General features: G+C 63.4%; 12 protein-coding genes and 3 pseudogenes. 10 read left to right on the top strand and 5 right to left on the bottom strand.

Features of this window, described 5'->3' with window-relative positions; translation table 11 throughout:
- Nucleotides 1-11: 11 nt before the first annotated feature.
- Together gyrA and mtnA are read right to left on the bottom strand one after the other, a co-directional pair.
- Nucleotides 12-2,819: a DNA gyrase subunit A gene (gene gyrA / locus PSTAB_RS11085; protein ID WP_013982968.1), complete on the bottom strand. Its 2,808-nt coding sequence runs from the start codon at nt 2,817-2,819 to the stop codon at nt 12-14.
- A gap of 212 nt (nt 2,820-3,031) precedes the next feature.
- On the bottom strand, nt 3,032-4,108 hold the full coding sequence (gene mtnA / locus PSTAB_RS11090) for an S-methyl-5-thioribose-1-phosphate isomerase (RefSeq protein ID WP_013982969.1): 1,077 nt from the start codon (nt 4,106-4,108) through the stop codon (nt 3,032-3,034).
- A 327-nt stretch (nt 4,109-4,435) separates the two neighbouring features.
- Between mtnA and imuA the strand changes: the two genes are divergently transcribed.
- The 4 genes from imuA (at nt 4,436) to PSTAB_RS11110 (ending at nt 11,296) form a co-directional block, all read left to right on the top strand.
- Nucleotides 4,436-5,053, top strand: coding sequence for a translesion DNA synthesis-associated protein ImuA (gene imuA, locus PSTAB_RS11095; protein ID WP_017245657.1), 618 nt, complete (start codon nt 4,436-4,438; stop codon nt 5,051-5,053).
- An 8-nt stretch (nt 5,054-5,061) separates the two neighbouring features.
- A complete protein-coding gene (locus PSTAB_RS11100; RefSeq protein ID WP_013982971.1) occupies nt 5,062-6,474 on the top strand; it encodes a Y-family DNA polymerase in 1,413 nt (470 codons plus the stop codon).
- Nucleotides 6,471-9,551: an error-prone DNA polymerase gene (locus tag PSTAB_RS11105; protein WP_013982972.1), complete on the top strand. Its 3,081-nt coding sequence runs from the start codon at nt 6,471-6,473 to the stop codon at nt 9,549-9,551. Before PSTAB_RS11100 ends, PSTAB_RS11105 begins: the two co-directional genes overlap by 4 nt.
- A gap of 317 nt (nt 9,552-9,868) precedes the next feature.
- Entirely contained in the window at nt 9,869-11,296 is a 1,428-nt protein-coding gene (locus PSTAB_RS11110) for a hypothetical protein (protein ID WP_011913468.1), read from the top strand.
- Between the two features lie 194 nt (nt 11,297-11,490).
- Here the strand turns inward: PSTAB_RS11110 and PSTAB_RS22135 are convergent.
- A pseudogene (locus PSTAB_RS22135) lies at nt 11,491-11,615 on the bottom strand (DUF5710 domain-containing protein).
- Between the two features lie 208 nt (nt 11,616-11,823).
- Between PSTAB_RS22135 and PSTAB_RS11115 the strand changes: the two are divergent.
- From PSTAB_RS11115 to PSTAB_RS11145, 6 genes and pseudogenes are all read left to right on the top strand, one after another.
- Nucleotides 11,824-12,828, top strand: coding sequence for a D-cysteine desulfhydrase (locus PSTAB_RS11115; protein WP_013982973.1), 1,005 nt, complete (start codon nt 11,824-11,826; stop codon nt 12,826-12,828).
- A 104-nt stretch (nt 12,829-12,932) separates the two neighbouring features.
- The gene (gene tcyJ, locus PSTAB_RS11120; protein WP_013982974.1) at nt 12,933-13,727 is read left to right on the top strand and encodes a cystine ABC transporter substrate-binding protein; all 795 of its coding nucleotides are present in this window, start codon (nt 12,933-12,935) and stop codon (nt 13,725-13,727) included.
- The gene (gene tcyL / locus PSTAB_RS11125; RefSeq protein WP_013982975.1) at nt 13,724-14,392 is read left to right on the top strand and encodes a cystine ABC transporter permease; all 669 of its coding nucleotides are present in this window, start codon (nt 13,724-13,726) and stop codon (nt 14,390-14,392) included. The genes tcyJ and tcyL overlap by 4 nt, the downstream gene beginning before the upstream one ends.
- Nucleotides 14,392-14,784: pseudogene (locus tag PSTAB_RS11130) on the top strand (ATP-binding cassette domain-containing protein); the annotation flags it as partial. The gene tcyL and the pseudogene PSTAB_RS11130, both read left to right, overlap by 1 nt.
- A gap of 72 nt (nt 14,785-14,856) precedes the next feature.
- Nucleotides 14,857-16,403 (top strand): IS3 family transposase gene (locus PSTAB_RS11140; protein ID WP_232244002.1). Its coding sequence is split into 2 segments (ribosomal slippage): nt 14,857-15,343 and nt 15,343-16,403, totalling 1,548 coding nucleotides; the frame shifts between segments, so codons are not numbered across the junction.
- Between the two features lie 33 nt (nt 16,404-16,436).
- Nucleotides 16,437-16,808: pseudogene (locus PSTAB_RS11145) on the top strand (amino acid ABC transporter ATP-binding protein); the annotation flags it as partial.
- 228 nt (nt 16,809-17,036) lie between these two features.
- Here the strand turns inward: PSTAB_RS11145 and PSTAB_RS11150 are convergent.
- Nucleotides 17,037-18,005, bottom strand: coding sequence for an LLM class oxidoreductase (locus PSTAB_RS11150; RefSeq protein ID WP_013982981.1), 969 nt, complete (start codon nt 18,003-18,005; stop codon nt 17,037-17,039).
- Between the two features lie 218 nt (nt 18,006-18,223).
- The gene (locus PSTAB_RS11155) at nt 18,224-20,005 is read right to left on the bottom strand and encodes a monovalent cation:proton antiporter-2 (CPA2) family protein (protein WP_080564977.1); all 1,782 of its coding nucleotides are present in this window, start codon (nt 20,003-20,005) and stop codon (nt 18,224-18,226) included.
- Between the last annotated feature and the right edge of the window lie 216 nt (nt 20,006-20,221).

A 20,221-nucleotide genomic window follows, 5' to 3' on the forward strand; every position in this document is an offset into this window, starting at 1 on the left:
GTTATCGCCAATCAGTCTTCGTCGTCGGTCGGCACCACGTCCGGCGACACATCGCCGCCACCGCCAAGCAATTCGTCTTCGCTCGGCTCGGTACTGATGACCGGCATTTCCTTCTCGAGGGCATCGTCATCGAGCAGCGCCTCGATGTCTTCCAGCACCTCTTCCTCGGACGGCTCCTGCACCCGCTCCAGACCGACCAGGTGTTCGCCTTTGCTCAGCTTGATCAGCGTGACGCCCTGGGTGTTGCGACCCAGCGAGGAGACTTCGTCGACGCGGGTCCGCACGAGCGTGCCCTGGTCGGAGATCAGCATGATCTCCTCGCCCTCGAGCACCTGTACGGCACCGACCAGCGGACCGTTGCGCTCGTTGGTCACCATGGCGATGACGCCCTGGCCACCACGACCGCGTCGCGGGAACTCTTCCATCGCCGTGCGCTTGCCATAACCGCGCACCGAGGCGGTGAGGATCTGCGCGTCGGGCTCCGGAATCAGCATCGAGATGATCCGCTGCCCTTCCGGCAGACGCATGCCACGCACACCGCGGGCATTGCGGCCCATGATGCGAACCTTGCTTTCCTTGAAGCGGATGACCTTGCCTCCATCGGAGAACATCATCACTTCCTGGGCACCATCGGTCACGGCGGCGGCGATCAGGGTGTCGCCCTCCTCCAGCTTCAGTGCGATGAGACCGGAAGTACGAGGCCGACTGAACTGCACCAGCGGTGTCTTCTTGACCGTCCCCTTGGCCGTCGCCATGAAGATGTAGGCACCGGTGGGTTCGTCCTTCTCATCGCTGTCGTCGTCGCCCTCGACATCGTCGATGTCGTCATGCTCGATCACCAGACCTTCGGCGTCGTCCAGTTCCTCGTCACCCTCGGCAGCCTGCTTGCGCAGGGCCTCGAGATCGACCTGCAGCATGGCGGTGATGCGCTCGCCCTCGTCCAGCGGCAACAGGTTGACCAGCGGACGCCCACGCGAGGTGCGCGAGGCCTCGGGAATCTCGTAGGTCTTCAACCAGTAGACCTTGCCCTTGCTGGAGAACAGCAGCAGCGTGGTATGGCTGTTGGCGACCAGCAGATGCTCGACGTAGTCCTCTTCTTTCACCCCGGTCGCGGCCTTGCCACGGCCACCGCGGCGCTGCGCCTGATAGGCGGCCAGCGGCTGGGACTTGGCATAGCCACCATGGGAGATGGTGACGACGCGCTCTTCTTCGGTGATCAGGTCGGCCAGGGTCAGATCCAGACGGGACTCGAGGATCTCGGTGCGCCGCGCATCGCCGAAGTCGCGCTTCACGCCCTCGAGCTCCTCGCGGATGACTTCCATCAGCCGCACCGGATTGGTCAGGATACGGATCAGCTCACCGATCTGGGTGAGAATTTCCTGGTACTCGGCGAGCAGCTTCTCGTGCTCGAGACCGGTCAGGCGGTGCAGACGCAGGTCGAGGATCGCCTGGGCCTGCTCCGGCGAGAGGAAATACTTGCCGTCGCGCAGACCATACTGCGGGTCCAGATTCTCCGGGCGGCAGGCGTCTGCCCCGGCGCGCTCGACCATCGCCTCGACCGCGCTCGACTCCCAGGCAGTGGAGATCAGCGCATCCTTGGCTTCGGCCGGCGTCGGCGAGGCCTTGATCAGGGCAATCACCGGATCGATGTTGGACAGCGCAACTGCCTGGCCTTCAAGGATGTGCCCGCGCTCGCGCGCCTTGCGCAGTTCGTACACGGTACGCCGGGTGACGACTTCGCGGCGGTGACGGACGAAGGCTTCCAGCAGTTCCTTGAGGTTCAGCGTGCGCGGCTGGCCATCGACCAGCGCCACCACGTTGATGCCGAACACGCTCTGCAGCTGGGTCTGGGCATAGAGGTTGTTGAGGATCACCTCCGGCACCTCGCCACGACGCAGCTCGATGACTACACGCATGCCGTCCTTGTCGGACTCGTCACGCAGCTCGGTGATGCCTTCGATCTTCTTCTCTTTCACCAGCTCGGCGATCTTCTCGATCAGCCGCGCCTTGTTCAGCTGATACGGCAGCTCGGTGATGACGATCTGCTGACGGCCGCCGACCTTGTCGATGTCCTCGATATCGGCGCGCGCACGGATATAAATGCGGCCACGACCGGTGCGATAGGCCTCGATGATGCCGGCGCGACCGTTGATGATGCCCGCGGTGGGGAAGTCAGGGCCGGGAATGAACTGCATCAGCTCATCGATGGTGATATCGGCGTTGTCGATCAGCGCCAGGCAACCATCAATGACTTCTCCCAGGTTGTGCGGGGGAATGTTGGTGGCCATGCCGACCGCGATACCGCTGGAACCGTTGACCAGCAGGTTGGGTATCTTGGTCGGCATGACTGCCGGAATCTGCTCGGTGCCATCATAGTTGGGCACCCAGTCGACGGTTTCCTTGTCCAGGTCGGCCAGCAGCTCGTGCGCCAGCTTGGCCATGCGCACTTCGGTGTAACGCATGGCCGCGGCACTGTCGCCATCGACCGAACCGAAGTTGCCTTGACCGTCGACCAGCATGTAGCGCAGCGAGAACGGCTGCGCCATACGCACGATTGTGTCGTACACCGCGGAGTCGCCGTGCGGGTGGTACTTACCGATCACGTCACCGACCACACGGGCGGATTTCTTGTACGGCTTGTTCCAGTCGTTGCCCAGCTCGCTCATGGCGTAGAGCACGCGACGGTGCACCGGTTTCAGGCCATCGCGCGCGTCCGGCAGCGCACGGCCGATGATCACGCTCATGGCGTAATCAAGGTAGGACTGCTTGAGCTCGTCTTCGATATTGACCGGGAGGATTTCTTTGGCCAGTTCGCCCATGGAAGCCTGGTTCCTTATAGTCAGCAGGGTCCTGCGATAAGCGCGGGATGGTAACACAGACGGCGGCCATAAGCTGAGCCTTGCGCACAGCAAAACCGAGCCAGCGAGCCTTGCGGAATAACCTGGAGCCCCTCAGGCAGGAGCCTCGCAGAGCTTGCCGAGGCGAAGGACATGCGCAGCCATCGAGATGGCGCGCAAGGTCGGCAGCGATTTCAGTGCAACCGCTTGCGGTTCATCAATTCGGTCATCTTCGCGGCGTTCGGGCGCTCGACCACTCCCTTCTCGGTGACAATGGCATCGATGAGATCGGCCGGCGTCACGTCGAACACGGGATTGAAAACTTCGATCTCGGCGGCAAAGCGCTGGCCATTGACCTCCAGCAGCTCGCTGCCGGCACGCTCCTCGAGGAGGATCTCGTCACCGCTTTCCAGAGCCATGTCGATGGTCGAACTGGGCGCCACCACCATGAAACGCACGCCGTGGTGCATCGCCAGCACCGCAAGCTGGTAGGTGCCGATCTTGTTCGCCACATCGCCGTTGGCAGTGATGCAATCCGCCCCGACGATCACCCAGGAAATACCGCGCGACTTCATCAGATGGGCGGCCGCCGAGTCGACGTTCAACGTGGCCGGCACGCCATCGCCCAGCAGCTCCCAGGCGGTCAGGCGAGAACCCTGCAGCCAGGGGCGGGTTTCGTCCACGTAGACGCGCTCCACCAGCCCGTCGAGATGCGCCGCGCGGATGACACCGAGCGCGGTGCCAAAACCGCCGGTCGCCAGGGCACCGGTGTTGCAGTGAGTAAGCAAGTTCTGCGGATTGCCCTGATGGCGACGAATGAGGTCGACACCGAACTGCGCCATGGCTAGATTGGCCTCCCGATCGCTCTCATGTATCGAGATGGCCTGGGCCTCCAGCGCCGCGCAAGGATCCTCGCCTGGCTTGAGGCGTTCGAGGCGTTCGCGCATCTGATTCAGCGCCCAGAACAGATTGACCGCCGTGGGACGCGATGCGGCAAGGAGCGCGACATCTTCCTCCAGCGCCTGCCGCCAATCATCACCGGCCGCCATGCGCGTACGGGCAGCCAGGACCAGCGCATAGGCCGCACTGATGCCGATGGCAGGCGCGCCGCGCACGACCATGTTGCGAATGGCGTCAGCGACCGCAGCGGCAGAATCGCAGCTGTGCCAGACCTCTTCGGTCGGCAGCTTGCGCTGATCGAGCAGGCTCAGGCGATCGCCATGCCACTCGATCGATTTCACCTTTTCCGCGGCCAGCAGGCGCTCGCGCATGGCATTTCCCTCGTTCAGCTTCGTCGAAGCAGGACCCATGATGCGCCCCGCACAGCAAAGAAAAAGCCCGGCTCGCGACCGAACCGGGCTTTCTATCTCGATATGGCCGGGAACAGTGAGGCCTCGCATCCCGGGCGCGAATGCTAATGCACTGATTTTCCAAGTACAAGCGACGGCTATTGATGCCTGGTGCTGGCTGTTTTCCCCGGGCAGCGCCGCTCGACCTGTCAGCAGACCCACCGGGTACGCGCGTCCATCCGAGCCAACTTGACCAGGCACGAGCCGCCTAATACTGTATCTATATACAGTTATCTGGATGCCGTACTCATGTCTTCCGTGGTCGCCCTTGACCGCCTGCTGGATGCTCGCCGCATCTGGCGTGGCCAGTCCGTTGCATCTCCTACGGCGGCCCAACCGACCGGACATGCCATGCTGGATGCGCTCTTGCCCGCTGGCGGCTGGCCGGATTCGGCACTCAGCGAAATCCTTTTCGCAGCCCCGGGGATCGGCGAGCTACGCCTGCTGTGGCCGACGCTCGCCAGGCTGACCAGCGCAGGCGAACGTGTCGTGCTGGTCGCCCCGCCCCATCGTCCCTGCCCCCAGGCCTGGCTTGCGGCTGGAGTGGATCTGCGCCATCTGGTCATCGTCCAGGCCAAGGACCGCGATGCCTTGTGGAGCGCCGAACAGTGCCTGCGCTCCGGCAGTTGCGCCGCGGTGCTGTGCTGGCCGCGACAGGCCGACGACCGCGCCCTGCGGCGACTGCAGATAGCCGCCGAAACCGGCCAGACCCTGGCCTTTGCCTATCGTCCGCTGCGCGAAGCGGAAAATTCGTCGCCTGCGGCATTGCGCCTGACCCTGGAAGCACAGCCGGTGCAGCTGCGGGTCATCAAGTGCCGCGGCGGCCTGGCTCCGGCCCGGCCGCTACCAGCCAGCGCCTGGCAATAGGTGCGACGATGCTCTGGGCCTGCATTCTACTGCCGCAACTGGCCATGGACGGCATCCTGCGCCACCGCGACGATGCCGCCGCACCACTGGTTCTGCTCGCCGGCCCGCCACAGCGCCGCGTGCTGCAGGCCGTCAACACCGCCGCCCGCAAGCTCGGCCTCAAGCCAGGGCAATCGCTGGTCGCAGCCCAGGCATTGACCCACGACTTCGCCACTGCCGATTACGACCCGCTGATGATCGAACGCTGGCAGCAGTTTCTGGCGGCCTGGGGTTACGGCTACAGCGCCCAGGTCAGCTTGCACTATCCGCGCTGTCTGCTGCTGGAGGTGCATTCCAGCCTCGGCCTGTTCGGCCCCTGGCCACGATTCGAGAAGCGTCTGCGCGAGGAGCTCACAGGCCTGGGCTTCCGCCACCGCATCACCCTGGCACCCAACCCGGCGGCCGCGCGCGTCCTCGCCAATGCCCATGATGGGCTGGCCGTGACCGATACGGCCGCGCTGCATCAGGCGCTCGGGGCACTGCCGATCGAGCGCCTCGGCCTGCCCCGCGAAGTCAGCACATCGCTGGTACGCATGGGCCTGCGCCATCTTCATCAACTGCTCGCCCTGCCGCGCGACAGCCTGGCCAGACGCTTTCCGGCCGAAGTGCTGGCCCAGCTCGACACCCTGCTCGGGCATCGGCCGCTACCTCTGGAGTTCTACCGCCCGCCGGATGTCTTCGACACCCGCATCGAACTGAATTTCGAGGTGGAGTCCCACCAGGCCCTGCTGTTTCCATTGCGCAGACTGACCGCCGACCTGGCCGCCTTTCTCGCCGGGCGGGACAGCGGCGTCCAGCGTTTCAGTCTGTACCTGGAACATCGCACCCTGCCCGACAGCGAGGTGCCGGTCGGCCTGCTCAGTACCGAACGCGAGCCCGCCATGCTGTTCGAACTGACCCGTGGCCGCCTCGAGCATCTGCAACTGCCGGCCCCCGTCCTGGCCGTGCGTCTGCTGGCTCGCGATCTGCCAGCCTTCACGCCGGCCCATCAGGCCTTGTTCGACGAGCGCCCGCAGCAGAATGTGCCCTGGGAGCAACTGCGCGAACGCCTCCGCGCCCGACTGGGTGACGACGCCGTAGTCTCGCTGAGCGCACGAGCGGACCACCGCCCGGAATGCGCCTGGCGGGAAGGCAGCCTCGCCCACACCGAACCCTTGCCCCAAGTAGGTTTGCGCCCCGGCTGGCTGCTGAACACCCCGCAGCCCTTGCGCGAAGAGGGTCTGCTCACCCTGGCTGGCCCCGAGCGCATCGAGTCCGGCTGGTGGGATGGTGCCGACGCGCGGCGCGACTACTATCGGGTGCAAACCACTACCGGCCAACAGGGTTGGGCGTTTCGCGCCCTTACCGGAGGGCCGCTGCTGCTGCACGGCTGGTTCGCATGAACGCCAAATACGCCGAGCTGCACTGCCTGTCCAACTTCAGCTTCCAGCGGGGTGCATCCAGCGCGCGCGAACTCTTCGAGCGTGCCAAGCGCCAGGGCTATGACGCTCTGGCGATCACCGACGAATGCAGCCTGGCCGGTATCGTGCGCGCCTGGCAGGCCTCGAAGGACACCGGTCTGCCGCTGATCATTGGCAGCGAGGTGCAGATCGAGGGCGGGCCCAAACTGGTCTTGCTGGTGGAGAACCTGACCGGCTACCAGGCCTTGTGCCAGCTGATCACCCGTGCCCGCCGAAGGGCCGAGAAAGGTCGTTACCAGGCGCTGCGCGAAGACCTGAGCGAAGGGTCGCTAGAGGGACTGCTGGCGATCTGGCTGCCCGGTCACGCCGGCGCCGACACCGACGGTCGATGGCTGCTCGAGCGTTTTCGCGAGCGGCTGTGGCTCGGCATCGAACTGCATCGAGGGCCGGACGACGCGCTGCAGCTGCGGCAGTCCCTGACCCAGGCTTCACGCCTGGGCATACCCGCCGTGGCCTGTGGCGACGTGCACATGCATGCCCGCGGTCGCCGGGCATTGCAGGACTGCATGACCGCCATCCGCCACCATCTGCCGGTCGCCGAGGCCGGATGCCACCTCTTTCCCAATGGCGAACGCCACCTGCGGTCGCGCGAGGAGCTGGCCCAGCTCTATCCGGCCGCACTGCTCAGCGAAACCCTTCGCATCAGCCAGCGCTGTCATTTCCAGCTCGACCAGCTGAAATATCACTACCCCCACGAACTGGTCCCGCCTGGACATGACTCCACCTCATGGTTGCGCAAGCTGGTCGAGGATGGCGCACGCTGGCGCTGGCCGGACGGCATCCCGGAAAAGGCCCGCGCGCAGCTCGAACATGAACTGGAGCTGATCGGCGACCTGCATTACGAAAGCTATTTCCTGACCGTGCATGACATCGTTCGCTTCGCCCGCGAGCGGGGCATTCTCTGCCAGGGTCGGGGCTCGGCGGCCAACTCGAGCGTCTGCTTCGTACTGGGCATCACCGAACTCGACCCGGTGCGCAGCAAACTGTTGTTCGAGCGTTTCCTCTCCCGCGAGCGCAACGAGCCGCCCGATATCGACGTGGATTTCGAGCACGACCGCCGCGAGGAGGTCATCCAGTACGTCTTTCAGCGCTACGGGCGTAATCGCGCCGCCCTCACCGCCGTCGCCAGCAGCTACCGCGCCACCGGCGCCCTGCGGGATGTCGCCAAGGCGCTGGGCCTGCCGCCGGACCAGATCAACGCCCTGGCCGGCTGCTGTGGACGCTGGAGTGAGCACATACCCGACGACTCGCGACTGCGCGAGGCCGGCTTCGACCCGGACAATCCGGTTCTGCGCCGGGTCCTGGTGCTGACCGATGCGCTTATCGGCTTTCCCCGTCACCTGTCCCAGCACCCTGGCGGCTTCGTGATCTCCGAACAGCCGCTCGACACCCTGGTGCCGATCGAGAATGCCAGCATGGCCGACCGCACGGTGATCCAGTGGGACAAAAACGACCTCGATGCGGTCGGTCTGCTCAAGGTCGACGTGCTGGCATTGGGCATGCTCAGCGCGATACGTCGCTGTTTCGACCTGATCGAACACTATCGCGGCACGCGCTGGACCATCGCCACGCTGCCCGCGGAGGACAAGCCCACCTACGAGATGATCAGTCGGGCCGATACGATCGGCGTGTTCCAGATCGAATCACGTGCACAGATGGCCATGCTGCCACGCCTGCGCCCGAAGACCTTCTACGACCTGGTCATCCAGGTCGCCATTGTCCGCCCCGGACCGATCCAGGGCGACATGGTGCATCCCTACCTGCGCCGACGTAACAAGGAAGAAGAGGTGGATTACCCGTCCGAAGAACTGAAACCGGTGTTCGAGCGCACCCTTGGCGTGCCCCTTTTTCAGGAACAGGTGATGGAACTGGCGATCGTGGCGGCCGAATACACTCCAGACGAGGCCGACAAGCTGCGCCGTGCCATGGCCGCCTGGAAGCGTCACGGCAGCCTGGAGCCTCACCGCGTGCGACTGACCGAGCGAATGCTCGCCAAAGGCTACCAGCCCGATTTCATCGCGCGGATCTTCGAGCAGATCAAAGGGTTCGGCAGCTACGGTTTTCCCGAATCACACGCGGCGAGTTTTGCCCTGCTCACCTATGCCAGCTGCTGGCTGAAACGCCACGAGCCGGCTGCATTTGCCTGCGCCCTGATCAACAGCTGGCCGATGGGCTTCTACAACCCTGACCAGATTCTCCAGGACGCCCGTCGCCACCGGCTGGAAATCCGCCCGGTGGACGTTCGCCACAGCGGCTGGGATTGCAGCCTCGAGCCAAGCCGCCAGGCACAGCCGGCCATCCGCCTGGGGCTACGCATGGTGCGCGGCTTTCGGGAAACCGATGCCCAGCGCATCGAAGCCGCACGCCAACGCCAGCCATTCACAGATATCCATGACCTGTGCCTTCGCGCCGAGCTCGAACCGCGTGCGCGCGAGCAGCTCGCCGATGCCGGCGCCCTCCGCGGCCTGGCCGGCCATCGCCATCGAGCGCGCTGGGCCGTCGCCGGAATCGAACCACAGCTGCCGCTGTTCGCCAGCCTGCCCGCACCGGAGGAAACCTCCATCAACCTGCCATTGCCTTCGGTGGGCGAAGACCTTTTCAACGACTACGCGACCCTTGGCACGACGCTGGGGCCACATCCTTTGCTCCTGCTACGAGATGAGCTCAAGGCCCGGCGCTGCCGCAGTTCACGGGAACTGGGCACGATCGAGCACGGCCGCCCGGTCAGCGTTGCCGGCCTGGTGATCGGCCGACAACGCCCACAGACCGCCAGCGGTGTCATCTTCGTCACCCTGGAGGACGAGTTCGGCATGGTCAACGTGGTGGTCTGGCGCGACCTGGCCGAGCGCCAGAGGCGACCCTTGCTCCAGTCTCAACTGCTTCGTGTGGATGGCCATCTGGAGTCGGCCAGCGGCGTACGACATCTCATCGCCGGCCGCCTGAGCGACCTCACGCCCCTGCTCACAGGGCTCGATGTGCGTAGCCGCGATTTTCAGTGATCGAGCGGTCCCGTCAGCAAGCCGGAGAGGAGGCGCATGGCGGGAACAAGGCATTACTTCTCCGATGCCTCGAATGAAGACCCGCCGTGGTGAACGTCAACAAAGCAGCGGCGGCTAGCGGCGCTCCCAACAGCGCTGCCGGCTTTTATATATGAGCGTGTGGAGCCTGCCTTGAATCCGGGCGACCGCCATCCGCCCATTTCTAACTAATCACTTACAAGCCGATAGCCGGTCAGCGCCGTGCCCGCCCGCCACTTGGCGTACCTCCCAGCGGAAGCTTGGTAAGCTGGCGGCGTTCCACGGTCATTGGGGGTTCCGTGTTTTCACTCAAGCGCAAAGGTGATTTCCGTCTGCAGCTGACCCGCACGCTGAAGCAGCCTGGACGGCACAAGATCGAGCTGTATCTGTTCACTCCGCACGAAAGCAACCTGTCGGCATGGACCCTGTCGGAAGAGCAGTTTTTCTTTACTACCCTGACGCACAGTTTCGGGCTGCTGGGCATGCCATCGAAGGACCGCATCAGCAAGGCCGACCAATCCTTCGTACTGCTCTCTCCGCACTACGAAATCATGTATGGCTCCTGGTTCTTCCAGTATCAGGCTTCAATGGAGCGGCTGCGCCAGCAGATGCTCACGTCCGGGGCTGTGGCAGAGCCCATAGCGCGTGCCCTGCGGCTTAGTCAGAACTTTGCGCAACGTTTGCGCAAATCCAACCCGAAACAGAGCAATCAGCAGCGCTACTTCCGTCAGATGGACATCTATTTCTCATGGCATGCCGAGCAATTCCTGCTGGAAAGCATGACCCTAGAGGGCTACGCGGCCATCGATGAAGAGCTCAAGCAATCGGTGGCGGAATTCCTGCGCCAGGAACGCAGATACCGCAAGGAGCGCGAGTACCTGAGCGACTTCCACGGAACCCCGACACGGATATGGAACCGCATGGCGCTGTATCACCGGCTGCTGGAGTATCCGGTGATGTTGCGCTCGAAGGTCACGGAGCTGGGGGCCGGCACCCACAAGCTGGTCAAGGCGATGTCGACGATGCTGATCATGTCGTTCTTCACGTACTTCCTGTTCAACGCGCGCGGCGCCAGCGAGAAACTCTCGCTCACCCTTCTGCTGGTGATCGCGCTGGTCTATGCCGTTCGCGATCTGCTGCGCGACGACATGATCACGGCCATCACCCGCAGACTGCGCAAAGGCAAGCCGCGCTGGAAGATTCGCTTGCTGATGCCCTACACCCGCAAGGTACTCGCGCAGCAACGGGTCTGGCTCGACTATCGCAAGCTGCCCGATCTGCCACCGTTAGTTCGAGAACACTCGGGCAAGTGGGCGACCAACGAGGAGCGGCAAATCATCTGCTATCGCGTGCTCATGACCCTGGACAAGGCAGCACTGGAGCACGACGAGATTCGGGAGCGACTCACGCTGGATTGCGAACAGCTTTGCGCAATGATCCAGGCGAGCCACAACAAGCTGTTCGCCCAGACTGAAGGCGATGATTCCGCTAGCGACGACAACAAAGGTTCAGTCCAGGCCCACCCCATCGAGAAGCAGCACGACTACAACCTGTTGCTGTTGCACACCAATCCGGGCGAGCACTTTCCATCGGCCCAGCGGTGGCGCCTGAGGCTTGGCACCAACGGCATCGTGCAATGCGAAAGCAAGAAGGCCCACTGGCCTGAACCACCAGAGCTACAACACTCCGCCTGGCATCGACTGAGCCGCCTGTGGCGACGGGGATGAACCCATTGCCGCCCGACTGAGCCCGCCAGTGAGCAACGCAAACGGCGATGGGACAGGTTCCGTAGTCTCCGCATCAAAGCAGCAATATGAGGTGCGCCCCTGAACCCGGGCGACCAGTCGCCGATTTCTTAACTAATCGGTCAACAAGCCCATAGCGCACCATCGCCGTGCACCGCTTCGGACAGAGGCTGTCTCTAGGTTGGCGCCGTTTCGTTGCCTTCGGGCACGTACCAGACTTTTGCCTGTGGATCCCAGCGGGCCCAAGCGCTTTAGCCTCGTCCTTCTCCGCAAACGGAACCTTCAAGTCAACGCGAGCCACACGGGTTCTCCTGCGACGGGTGAGTCTGCCCTGGCTTCACCGGGCTCTGGTGTAGCGACCGAAGAGTAACAAGCCTGCACCTAGGCCTGTGAAGCCGGCTGACATGCGTGGCGATGCGCGGCCTGTCAGCACTGCGCCCATATCGCCTTGCTGCACCTTCAGATTGCCTTCTACAGTGATGATTCGTCCCTGTTCAGAAGCTTGCCCGATGCTCACCGACGCCCTCGCCCACTTCCCGCGCCTTGAATTGATTACCACCCCCACGCCCCTGGAACACTTGCCGCGACTGTCGCGTCATCTGGGCCGTGATATCTGGATCAAGCGCGAAGACCTCACCCCGCTGGCCCTCGGTGGCAACAAGGCGCGCAAGCTCGAATACCTCGGTGCCGACGCCCTGGCTCTGGGCGCCGATGTGCTGGTAACCGCCGGTGCCATCCAATCCAACCATGTGCGCCAGACCGCAGCCCTGGCGGCCAGACAGGGTCTTGGCTGCCTGGCGCTGCTGGAGAATCCGCTGGGCACGAACGAGGACAACTACCTAGGCAACGGCAACCGCCTGCTGCTCGACCTGTTCGGCAGCGAGGTCGAAGCGGTCGCCAACCTGGATAACGCCGATGAGTTGCTGCAGGCGGCGGCCCAGCGTCTGCGCAGCGCTGGGCGCAAACCCTACCTGGTGCCCATCGGTGGCTCCAATGCGCTTGGTGCGTTGGGCTATGTACGCGCCGGCCTGGAGCTGGCCGAGCAGATGCATGGCGCGGGCGAGGATTTTGCCGCCGTGGCCCTCGCATCCGGCAGCGCCGGAACCCACAGCGGCCTGGCGCTGGCGCTAGCGCATGCCCGGCCGAGCAGCCGGGTGGTCGGGGTCACGGTGTCGCGGCCACAGGCGACACAGCGGCCCAAGGTCGAGGAGCTGCTGCAGCGCACCGCCGAGCTGCTCGGCGTCCAGGTTCCAGCGGGACTGCAGGTCGAACTGTGGGACCAGTATTTCGCCCCGCGCTACGGTGAACCGAATGCCGCCACTCTGGCCGCGATCCGCCTGCTGGCCGAACAGGAAGGCGTGCTGCTCGATCCAGTTTACACCGGTAAGGCCTTCGCCGGCCTGCTCGACGGGCTGGCCCGGGGCGCCTTCCCCGGAACGGGCCCGCTGCTGTTTCTGCACACCGGTGGTGCCCCGGCATTGTTCGCCTATTATCCATGGGCACTGGGTGCATAACGCCATATTCCTTTAGCGTTGATTCTGATGCTTTCTAATTATTTTCTCGAATAAATGTCCGTCGTTAGAGTTGTGTGACCTTTCCGTTCCCCTGGAGGCCCGCCATGACGTTTGCGATCCTGCGTCGCCATTTCCTGCTCGGCAGTCTGAGCCTGCTGCTCGGAAGCCTGTTCATGCCGGTATTAGCGGCCGATCTATTGGATGAGATCAAGTCCAACGGCACCCTCGAGGTCGGCCTCGAAGGCACCTACCCGCCCTTCAACTACCAGGACGAAAGCGGTGAGCTGACCGGTTTCGAGGTGGACTTCGCCAATGCGCTGGCAGAGGAGCTGGGGGTCAGGGCCGAGTTCCAGCCGACCAAGTGGGACGGCATCCTCGCCGCCCTGGAATCCAAGCGCCTGGACGTGGTGATCAACCAGGTGACCATCTCCGAGGAGCGCAAGCAGAAGTACGACTTCTCCACGCCCTACACCGTCTCTGGCATCCAGGCCCTCACCCGCAAGGCCGATGCGGACAGCGTCAAGCGTCCGACCGACCTCGCCGGCAAGAAGGTCGGGGTTGGCCTGGGCACCAACTACGAGCAGTGGCTGAAGGAGAACGTGCCTCAGGCCGATATCCGCACCTACGACGATGACCCGACCAAGTTCCAGGACCTTGCCGTCGGCCGCATCGACGTCATCCTGGTCGACCGACTGGCCGCCTTCGAGATGGTCGAGAAAACCGGCAATCGCCTGGCGGTGGCCGGTGAAGCCTTCTCCCGCCAGGAGTCCGGTGTTGCCCTGCGCAAGGGCAACCCGCAGTTGCTCGCCGCCATTAACGAAGCCATAGCCAAGCTGCGCGCCGACGGCACGCTCAAAGAGCTATCGGAGAAGTGGTTCGGGGCTGACGTCACGCAATGATCGAGGGCAGCCTGCAGCTGGTCCTGGACTCCCTGCCCTTCCTGCTCAAGGGCGCGTGGTGGACCGTGGTCCTGTGCCTGGGTGGGATGTTCTTCGGCCTGCTGCTGGGCTTCGGTCTGGCGCTGCTGCGGCTGTACGCGTTCTGGCCGCTGCAGTGGCTGGCGAGGGTCTATGTCTCGTTCTTCCGCGGCACGCCGCTGCTGGTGCAGCTGTTCATGATCTATTACGGACTGCCGCAACTGGGCATTCAGCTCGACCCGCTGCCGGCGGCGCTGATCGGCTTCTCGCTGAACATGGCGGCCTACACTGCGGAGATTCTGCGCGCCGCCATCGCCTCCATTGACCGTGGCCAGTGGGAGGCGGCAGCCAGCATCGGCATGGGCCGCGCGCAGACCCTGTACCGGGCCATCCTGCCGCAGGCCGCACGCACCGCCCTGCCCCCGCTGGGCAATAGCTTCATCTCGCTGGTCAAGGACACCGCCTTGGCTGCCACCATCCAGGTGCCGGAGCTGTTCCGCCAGGCGCAGCTGATCACCGCGCGCACGTTCGAGATCTTCACCATGTACCTGGCCGCTGCGCTCATCTACTGGTTGCTGGCCAGCGTGCTGGCGTACTTCCAGGGACGCCTGGAACACAGGGTCAACCGCCACGAGCAGGACGCCTGATGATCACCGTGCGCAACCTGAGAAAATCCTTCAATGGCCAGGAGGTGCTCAAGGGCATCGACCTGGATATCGCTCCCGGCGAGGTGCTGGCGATCATCGGCCCCAGCGGTTCGGGCAAGACCACCCTGCTGCGCTGCCTCAACCTGCTGGAGCAACCCAGCGGCGGGCAGATCGGCGTGGGTGAGATCCACATCGACGCAGACCGGCCGCTCAAGGCACAGCAGGGGCTGATCCGCGAGCTGCGCCAGCACGTCGGCTTCGTGTTCCAGAACTTCAACCTGTTCCCCCATCGGACCGCCCTCGAGAACGTCATCGAAGGCCCGGTGCAGGTGAAGAAGGAGCCTCGCGGCGAGGCCATCGAGCGCGGCCGGGCACTGCTGGCCAAGGTCGGCCCGCCGCGTCAGGATAGTTGTCGTGTGAGTTGATTCGATGAGTCTTGGTCGGTGGGCGGAAGTGAGAGCCGTGTGGCGCGTTATTCGATAGAGCATCGGGAGTGGGTGGTGCGGCAGATGATGCCGCCCTTGAACCGGACGGTGCCGGAGCTGGTGGAAGCGACAGGCATTACTGATGCCACCCTGTATGCTTGGCGCAAACAGGCCAGAGCAGCGGGAGCAGTGGTGCCGGGAGATGGACAGCAGGCCGACCAGTGGTCGAGCCAGGACAAGTTTCGGGTGGTGCTGGAAAGCGCCAGCCTCAATGCGGCTGAGCTGGCGGAGTACTGCCGGCGCAAAGGCCTGTATGTCGAGCAGATCAACGCCTGGCGCGAAGCCTGCGAGCAGGCCAACAGCCTGGCTCAGCCGAGCAAGACCCGGCGCGAACGCGAAGAGGAAAAGGCCGCGAAGAAGCGCATCAAGCAGCTGGAGCGTGAACTACGGCGCAAGGATGCGGCGCTGGCAGAAACCGCGGCTCTGCTGGTGTTGCGAAAAAAAGCCGAGGCGCTCTGGGGGAAGGACGAGGACGAATGATCAGCGCCCCGGATCGCCGTGAAACGCTGCAGTTGATCGAGGACGCCGTGGCGGCGGGAGCGCGGCGGGCGCAGGCCTGCGCCGAACTGGGCCTGTCGCTGCGCAGCCTGCAGCGCTGGCAGCACTGCCCGGAGGATCGGCGTCCTTCGGCACAGCGAGCTGAGCCGGCCAACAAGCTGACCCCGCAAGAGCGCCGCCGCGTGCTGGAGGTCGCCAATCAGCCCGAGTTTGCCAGCCTGCCGCCGCAGCAGATCGTGGCGCGGCTGGCCGATCAGGGCACCTGGCTGGCCTCGGAGTCGACCTTTTACCGGTTGCTGAAGGACGCCGAACAGCAGCATCCGCGCGGCCGTAGCCGCCCACCGGTGAAACGAGCGCTGACGACCCATGTGGCCGACGGCCCGAACCAGCTGTGGTGCTGGGACATCACCTGGCTGCCGACCACGGTCAAGGGCCGTTACTTCTACTGGTACATGATCAAGGACGTCTACAGCCGGAAGCTGATGGCCAACGAGGTGCATGAAAGTGAAAGCGCCGAGCAGGCCGCCCAGCTGCTACGCCAGGCCTGCCTACGTGAACAGCGAGCAGGCCAGCCGCTGGTACTGCACTCGGACAACGGCAGCGCGATGAAGGGCTCGACCATGCTGGCGGCCATGCAGAACCTGGGTGTGATGCCCTCGTTCAGCCGCCCGCGGGTGAGCAATGACAACGCCTATGCCGAGGCCTTGTTCCGCACGGCGAAGTACTGCCCGCTGTGGCCGGAGCGGCCCTTCGACACGCTGGAGCAGGCCAGGAACTGGGTGAACAGCTTCGTGGCCTGGTACAACCATGAACATCGCCACAGCGCCCTGAAGTTCGTGACCCCGGCGCAGCGACATACTGGCCAGGCGGAAGAGTTGCTGCGCAAGCGTATCGAGCTGTACGAGGCGGCGCGTGCACGGCACCCGGAGCGCTGGAGCGGCAACATCAGGAACTGGGTGCTGGCACCAATCGTGTGCCTGAACCCGGAGCGGGAAGCGGTACTGCAGCAAACATCAAAGGCAGCGTGACACGCTCACGCGACAACTACCTTGAAAATCGCCGTCGGCCTGGAGGGCAAGGAAGATGCGTATCCCAGGCGCCTCTCCGGCGGTCAGCAACAGCGCGTGGCGATTGCCCGCGCGCTCGCGATGCAGCCCGACGTGATCCTGTTCGACGAGCCGACCTCGGCGCTCGATCCGGAACTGGTCGGCGAGGTGCTCGCCACCATCCGCGGACTGGCCGAGGAAAAGCGCACCATGGTCATCGTCACCCACGAGATGAGCTTCGCCCGCGACGTGGCCGACAGGGCGATCTTCATCGACGGCGGGGTCATCGTTGAACAAGGCGACGCAAGGCAACTGCTCAGCGCACCGCAGCACGAACGCACGCGACAGTTTTTGAGCAAGTTCATTGGCGGCAACCACGTGAACTAGATCGCCCGATGGCCAGTGCCTTCGCCGCTTTGCGATTGGCTTGCCCGGTCTGGTTCATCTTCTGCCATCTCTCGTCTGGGATCATCTTTCCGGGTACTCCGCTGAGCCATCGGCGCGACTCGGCTGGAATGCCCTTTTCCCTTCAACGCCGCCTCGATCGTAGCAATGCCGATTTTGCGCATGAGAAAAAGCTGAAGCGAATTGTGTAGCTCGCCAGAATCTTGTCGCTCATGTTGACAGGACGAAGTTCGGTAGAACGAACTGGCCGAGCTCTTCGATAACCTCGCTCGCGGGGCGCTGGCCGTATTTCAGATTGACGATCACATGGTTAACCCCGATCTCCTGCAAACTTTCCAGCAACGAGATCAGGTGATATCGCCCTAGTTGATAGCCCAGGTGGATCGGGCGAGGTGGTGTCTGCGGGCTATCCGTCAGGTCGATGTATAGCGACTGGGTGAAGGGTTTGAACAGCTCACCGCATTCGGTACGAACCGCAGCGCGCCAGCTCTCGACAATCAGTTGCTGAGTCTTCGGTGCGCGCGGATAACTGATCCAGCCATGACTGTAGCGGGCGATCCAATCCAGCGTCTGGCGGCTATGGCCGGTGACAAAGAAAGGTATTTCCGCCGTGGTCGGCTTGGGAATCAGATCTGCGCCTTCAAGCGTGCCGCCGGACCAGGTCAAAGGCACGAAACTGCTGCGCTGAACCTCGCGAAATACCTGAAGGTATTCGCGGAACAGGCTGTCACGTTGTTCCGGGTCGACACCGAACGCGGGGAACTCCACCGGCCGGTCACCGGAAGCCACGCCGAGTAACAGGCGGCCACCGCTGAGCTGATCGACACTGGTTGCGGCCTTGGCGGTGTGTAGGGGATTGCGGATTGGCACGATGATCGAGGCGGTACCCAGCGCAATCGAGCGCGTGTGTGCCGCCATATAACCCAGGTAGACCCAAGGATCGAAAACCTGGCCCGAATCACCGAAACTGGGGTCGCGTAACGGCACGTCGCGAAACCAGAGAGCAGAGAAACCCAGCTTGTCGGCACGTTGGGCCAGGCTCGCCTGGTCGAGCATGCTCGGCGTATCACCGGCAAAGGCTTCGAGAGGGAAGAAAAGCCCCAGGGTCAGGCGGCCTTGGCGGTATGTGCGCTGAAAGCCAGGTTGTTGCTGATAGGGAATGGAATTCGGAGTGAACATGCGCCCTCCTACTTATTCAAAAGATGTTGAGGAGCTGAGAGAAATCCTTGCGAGCGGATATCAAATCAGCGTTTCAAGGCCACTTGGAACTTCGCGCAGGGCGTTTGTGATGGTCCAGGGACGATGCGTTGCGAGGTCACCCGTTGCCCCTGCTGCAAGGCAGCGATACAGGGCGAGACGGTCGAGGGCGACAGACCCATACGATCCCGAATGAATGCTCACTGGGCGTCCCGCGCTTCTTGGTTCGGCGGTTCGATACGCTCGATGTTTCCCAGTACCAATGCTCGCCCGGCAAACAGACCACCCGCTGTTTCCAGGGCAAAACGCTCGGCATCGCGCATGCGCACTTCATCGGTCACCGCGTCGGCTTCGTGCTCAGACGCCCCCAGCGTCAGCACGGCCTGACGTCCAAGCAGCAGGGCCGACTCAAAGGTTTCCCGCACTATGTAATCGGCGTCATGCTTGACCAGCTCGAGCGCATGCTCGCGGTCAAAGGCACGTACCAGCAACTTCACCTGCGGGCAGTAGTGCCGCGTACTTTCGACGATGCGTGTCGCGGCTTTTTTGTCATTTACACAAACGATGATGGTGCGGGCGTTATGGGCGCCGGCAGCATGCAATACTTCATGGCGGGCACCATCACCGTAATAGGCCTTGAAACCATAGGGCTCCACGGCACGGATCACCTCCGGATCTATTTCGATAATGGAAAGTTTCGCTCCCTGAGCGAGCGGTGCCTGGCAGGCAATCTGACCCACGCGGCCAAAACCGATGATGAGTACATTGCCTTGCAGATTATGTGCGGGCTCCACGCCGTCCATCGAAACGGTTTGCGCGCGCGCAAACCGTTTGTACAGCAATAAGGTCACCGGCGTAATGGCCATGGAGAGCACCACGATAGCCGTCATATTGGCGTTGACTTCGGGGCTTATGACCCTGAGCTTGAGCGCCTCGGCAAACAACACAAAAGCAAATTCGCCACCCTGCGCCATAAGCACGGCGCGGTCCAGCGCATCGCCATGGGAGCTCTTCGCGAGGCGCGCGAACCCATAAATACACAGCGCCTTGACCAGCATCAGCGCCAGCAGACCAGAGGTGATGAGCATCCAGTTCGTGGCCACCACTTGCAGATCCAACGCCATGCCGACGCCAAGAAAAAACAGCCCCAGCAGCAGACCGCGAAACGGCTCTATGTCGGCCTCCAACTGGTGGCGGAAGGTGGATTCCGACAGCAGCACGCCGGCAACGAACGCCCCCATCGCCATTGAAAGCCCGCCGATTTCCATCAGCAGCGCTGCGCCCAGCACCACCAGTAGCGCGGCGGCGGTCATCACCTCGCGCGCTTTGGCTTGAGCCAATACCCGAAACAAGGGATTGAGCAGCCACAATCCGATGGCAGCCAGCGCGCCCAAGGACAGGGCGGCGATACCTATGCGCTGCCAAAGGGGTGAAGTGGGTTCATGCACCACTTCAGTGGGCGCGAGAAAAGCCACCACCGCCAGTAACGGCACGATCAACAAGTCTTCAAACAGCAAGATGGACACGATGCGCTGCCCCCTCGGCTCGGTTATGTCACCGCGCTCCGAGAGGACTTGCATAACCAAGGCCGTGGATGTGAGTACGAAACCGGCCGCGCACACAAACGACACCTGCCAGGGGAAACCAAAGGCCATGCCGACGAAGGTGAGCAGAAAAGCACAGACCACCACCTGCAGGCTACCCAGCCCAAAGATCTGCCCGCGCAATTCCCATAGATGTGAGGGTTTCAGCTCCAGTCCGATCACAAAAAGAAACATCACCACACCCAACTCGCCCACCTGAATGATGGTGTGGGGGTCATGGATCAGTTGCAGTCCGAAGGGACCAATCATCATCCCCGCCGCCAGGTAACCCAGCACCGAGCCGAACCCGATGCGTTTGAGCAGCGGTACTGCCACCACGGCGGCGGCAAGCAACGTAATGACACTCAATAATTGTCCTGCGTTGCCTTCAGCGGCCATAGCCTTGACCCTCAGCCATGTCAGGAGCGGTTACAGGTAAATGTTCGTACACCCTCGATTTCGGGTGCTTCACCCGACCGGATGGCACGTGCGCCATACAACTTCAGCGTCGGCGCTGCAGCTGCCGCCGGTTCGAATAACAAGGCAAGTAGGCTTGCTCCTGGGCGATCCACAGCCCCCTTTCGCCGAGTAAAAGGCCGCCTGCGAGTGATACCG

This window comes from Stutzerimonas stutzeri (assembly GCF_000219605.1).
Lineage (GTDB): Bacteria > Pseudomonadota > Gammaproteobacteria > Pseudomonadales > Pseudomonadaceae > Stutzerimonas > Stutzerimonas stutzeri.

What these genes read in the sequence shown, in the direction of transcription:
- gyrA (WP_013982968.1), bottom strand. Translation starts at nt 2,819, where the DNA reads ATGGGCGAACTGGCCAAAGAAATCCTCCCGGTCAATATCGAAGACGAG.
- mtnA (WP_013982969.1), bottom strand. Translation starts at nt 4,108, where the DNA reads ATGCGCGAGCGCCTGCTGGCCGCGGAAAAGGTGAAATCGATCGAGTGG.
- imuA (WP_017245657.1), top strand. Translation starts at nt 4,436, where the DNA reads ATGTCTTCCGTGGTCGCCCTTGACCGCCTGCTGGATGCTCGCCGCATC.
- PSTAB_RS11100 (WP_013982971.1), top strand. Translation starts at nt 5,062, where the DNA reads ATGCTCTGGGCCTGCATTCTACTGCCGCAACTGGCCATGGACGGCATC.
- PSTAB_RS11105 (WP_013982972.1), top strand. Translation starts at nt 6,471, where the DNA reads ATGAACGCCAAATACGCCGAGCTGCACTGCCTGTCCAACTTCAGCTTC.
- PSTAB_RS11115 (WP_013982973.1), top strand. Translation starts at nt 11,824, where the DNA reads ATGCTCACCGACGCCCTCGCCCACTTCCCGCGCCTTGAATTGATTACC.
- tcyJ (WP_013982974.1), top strand. Translation starts at nt 12,933, where the DNA reads ATGACGTTTGCGATCCTGCGTCGCCATTTCCTGCTCGGCAGTCTGAGC.
- tcyL (WP_013982975.1), top strand. Translation starts at nt 13,724, where the DNA reads ATGATCGAGGGCAGCCTGCAGCTGGTCCTGGACTCCCTGCCCTTCCTG.
- PSTAB_RS11150 (WP_013982981.1), bottom strand. Translation starts at nt 18,005, where the DNA reads ATGTTCACTCCGAATTCCATTCCCTATCAGCAACAACCTGGCTTTCAG.
- PSTAB_RS11155 (WP_080564977.1), bottom strand. Translation starts at nt 20,005, where the DNA reads ATGGCCGCTGAAGGCAACGCAGGACAATTATTGAGTGTCATTACGTTG.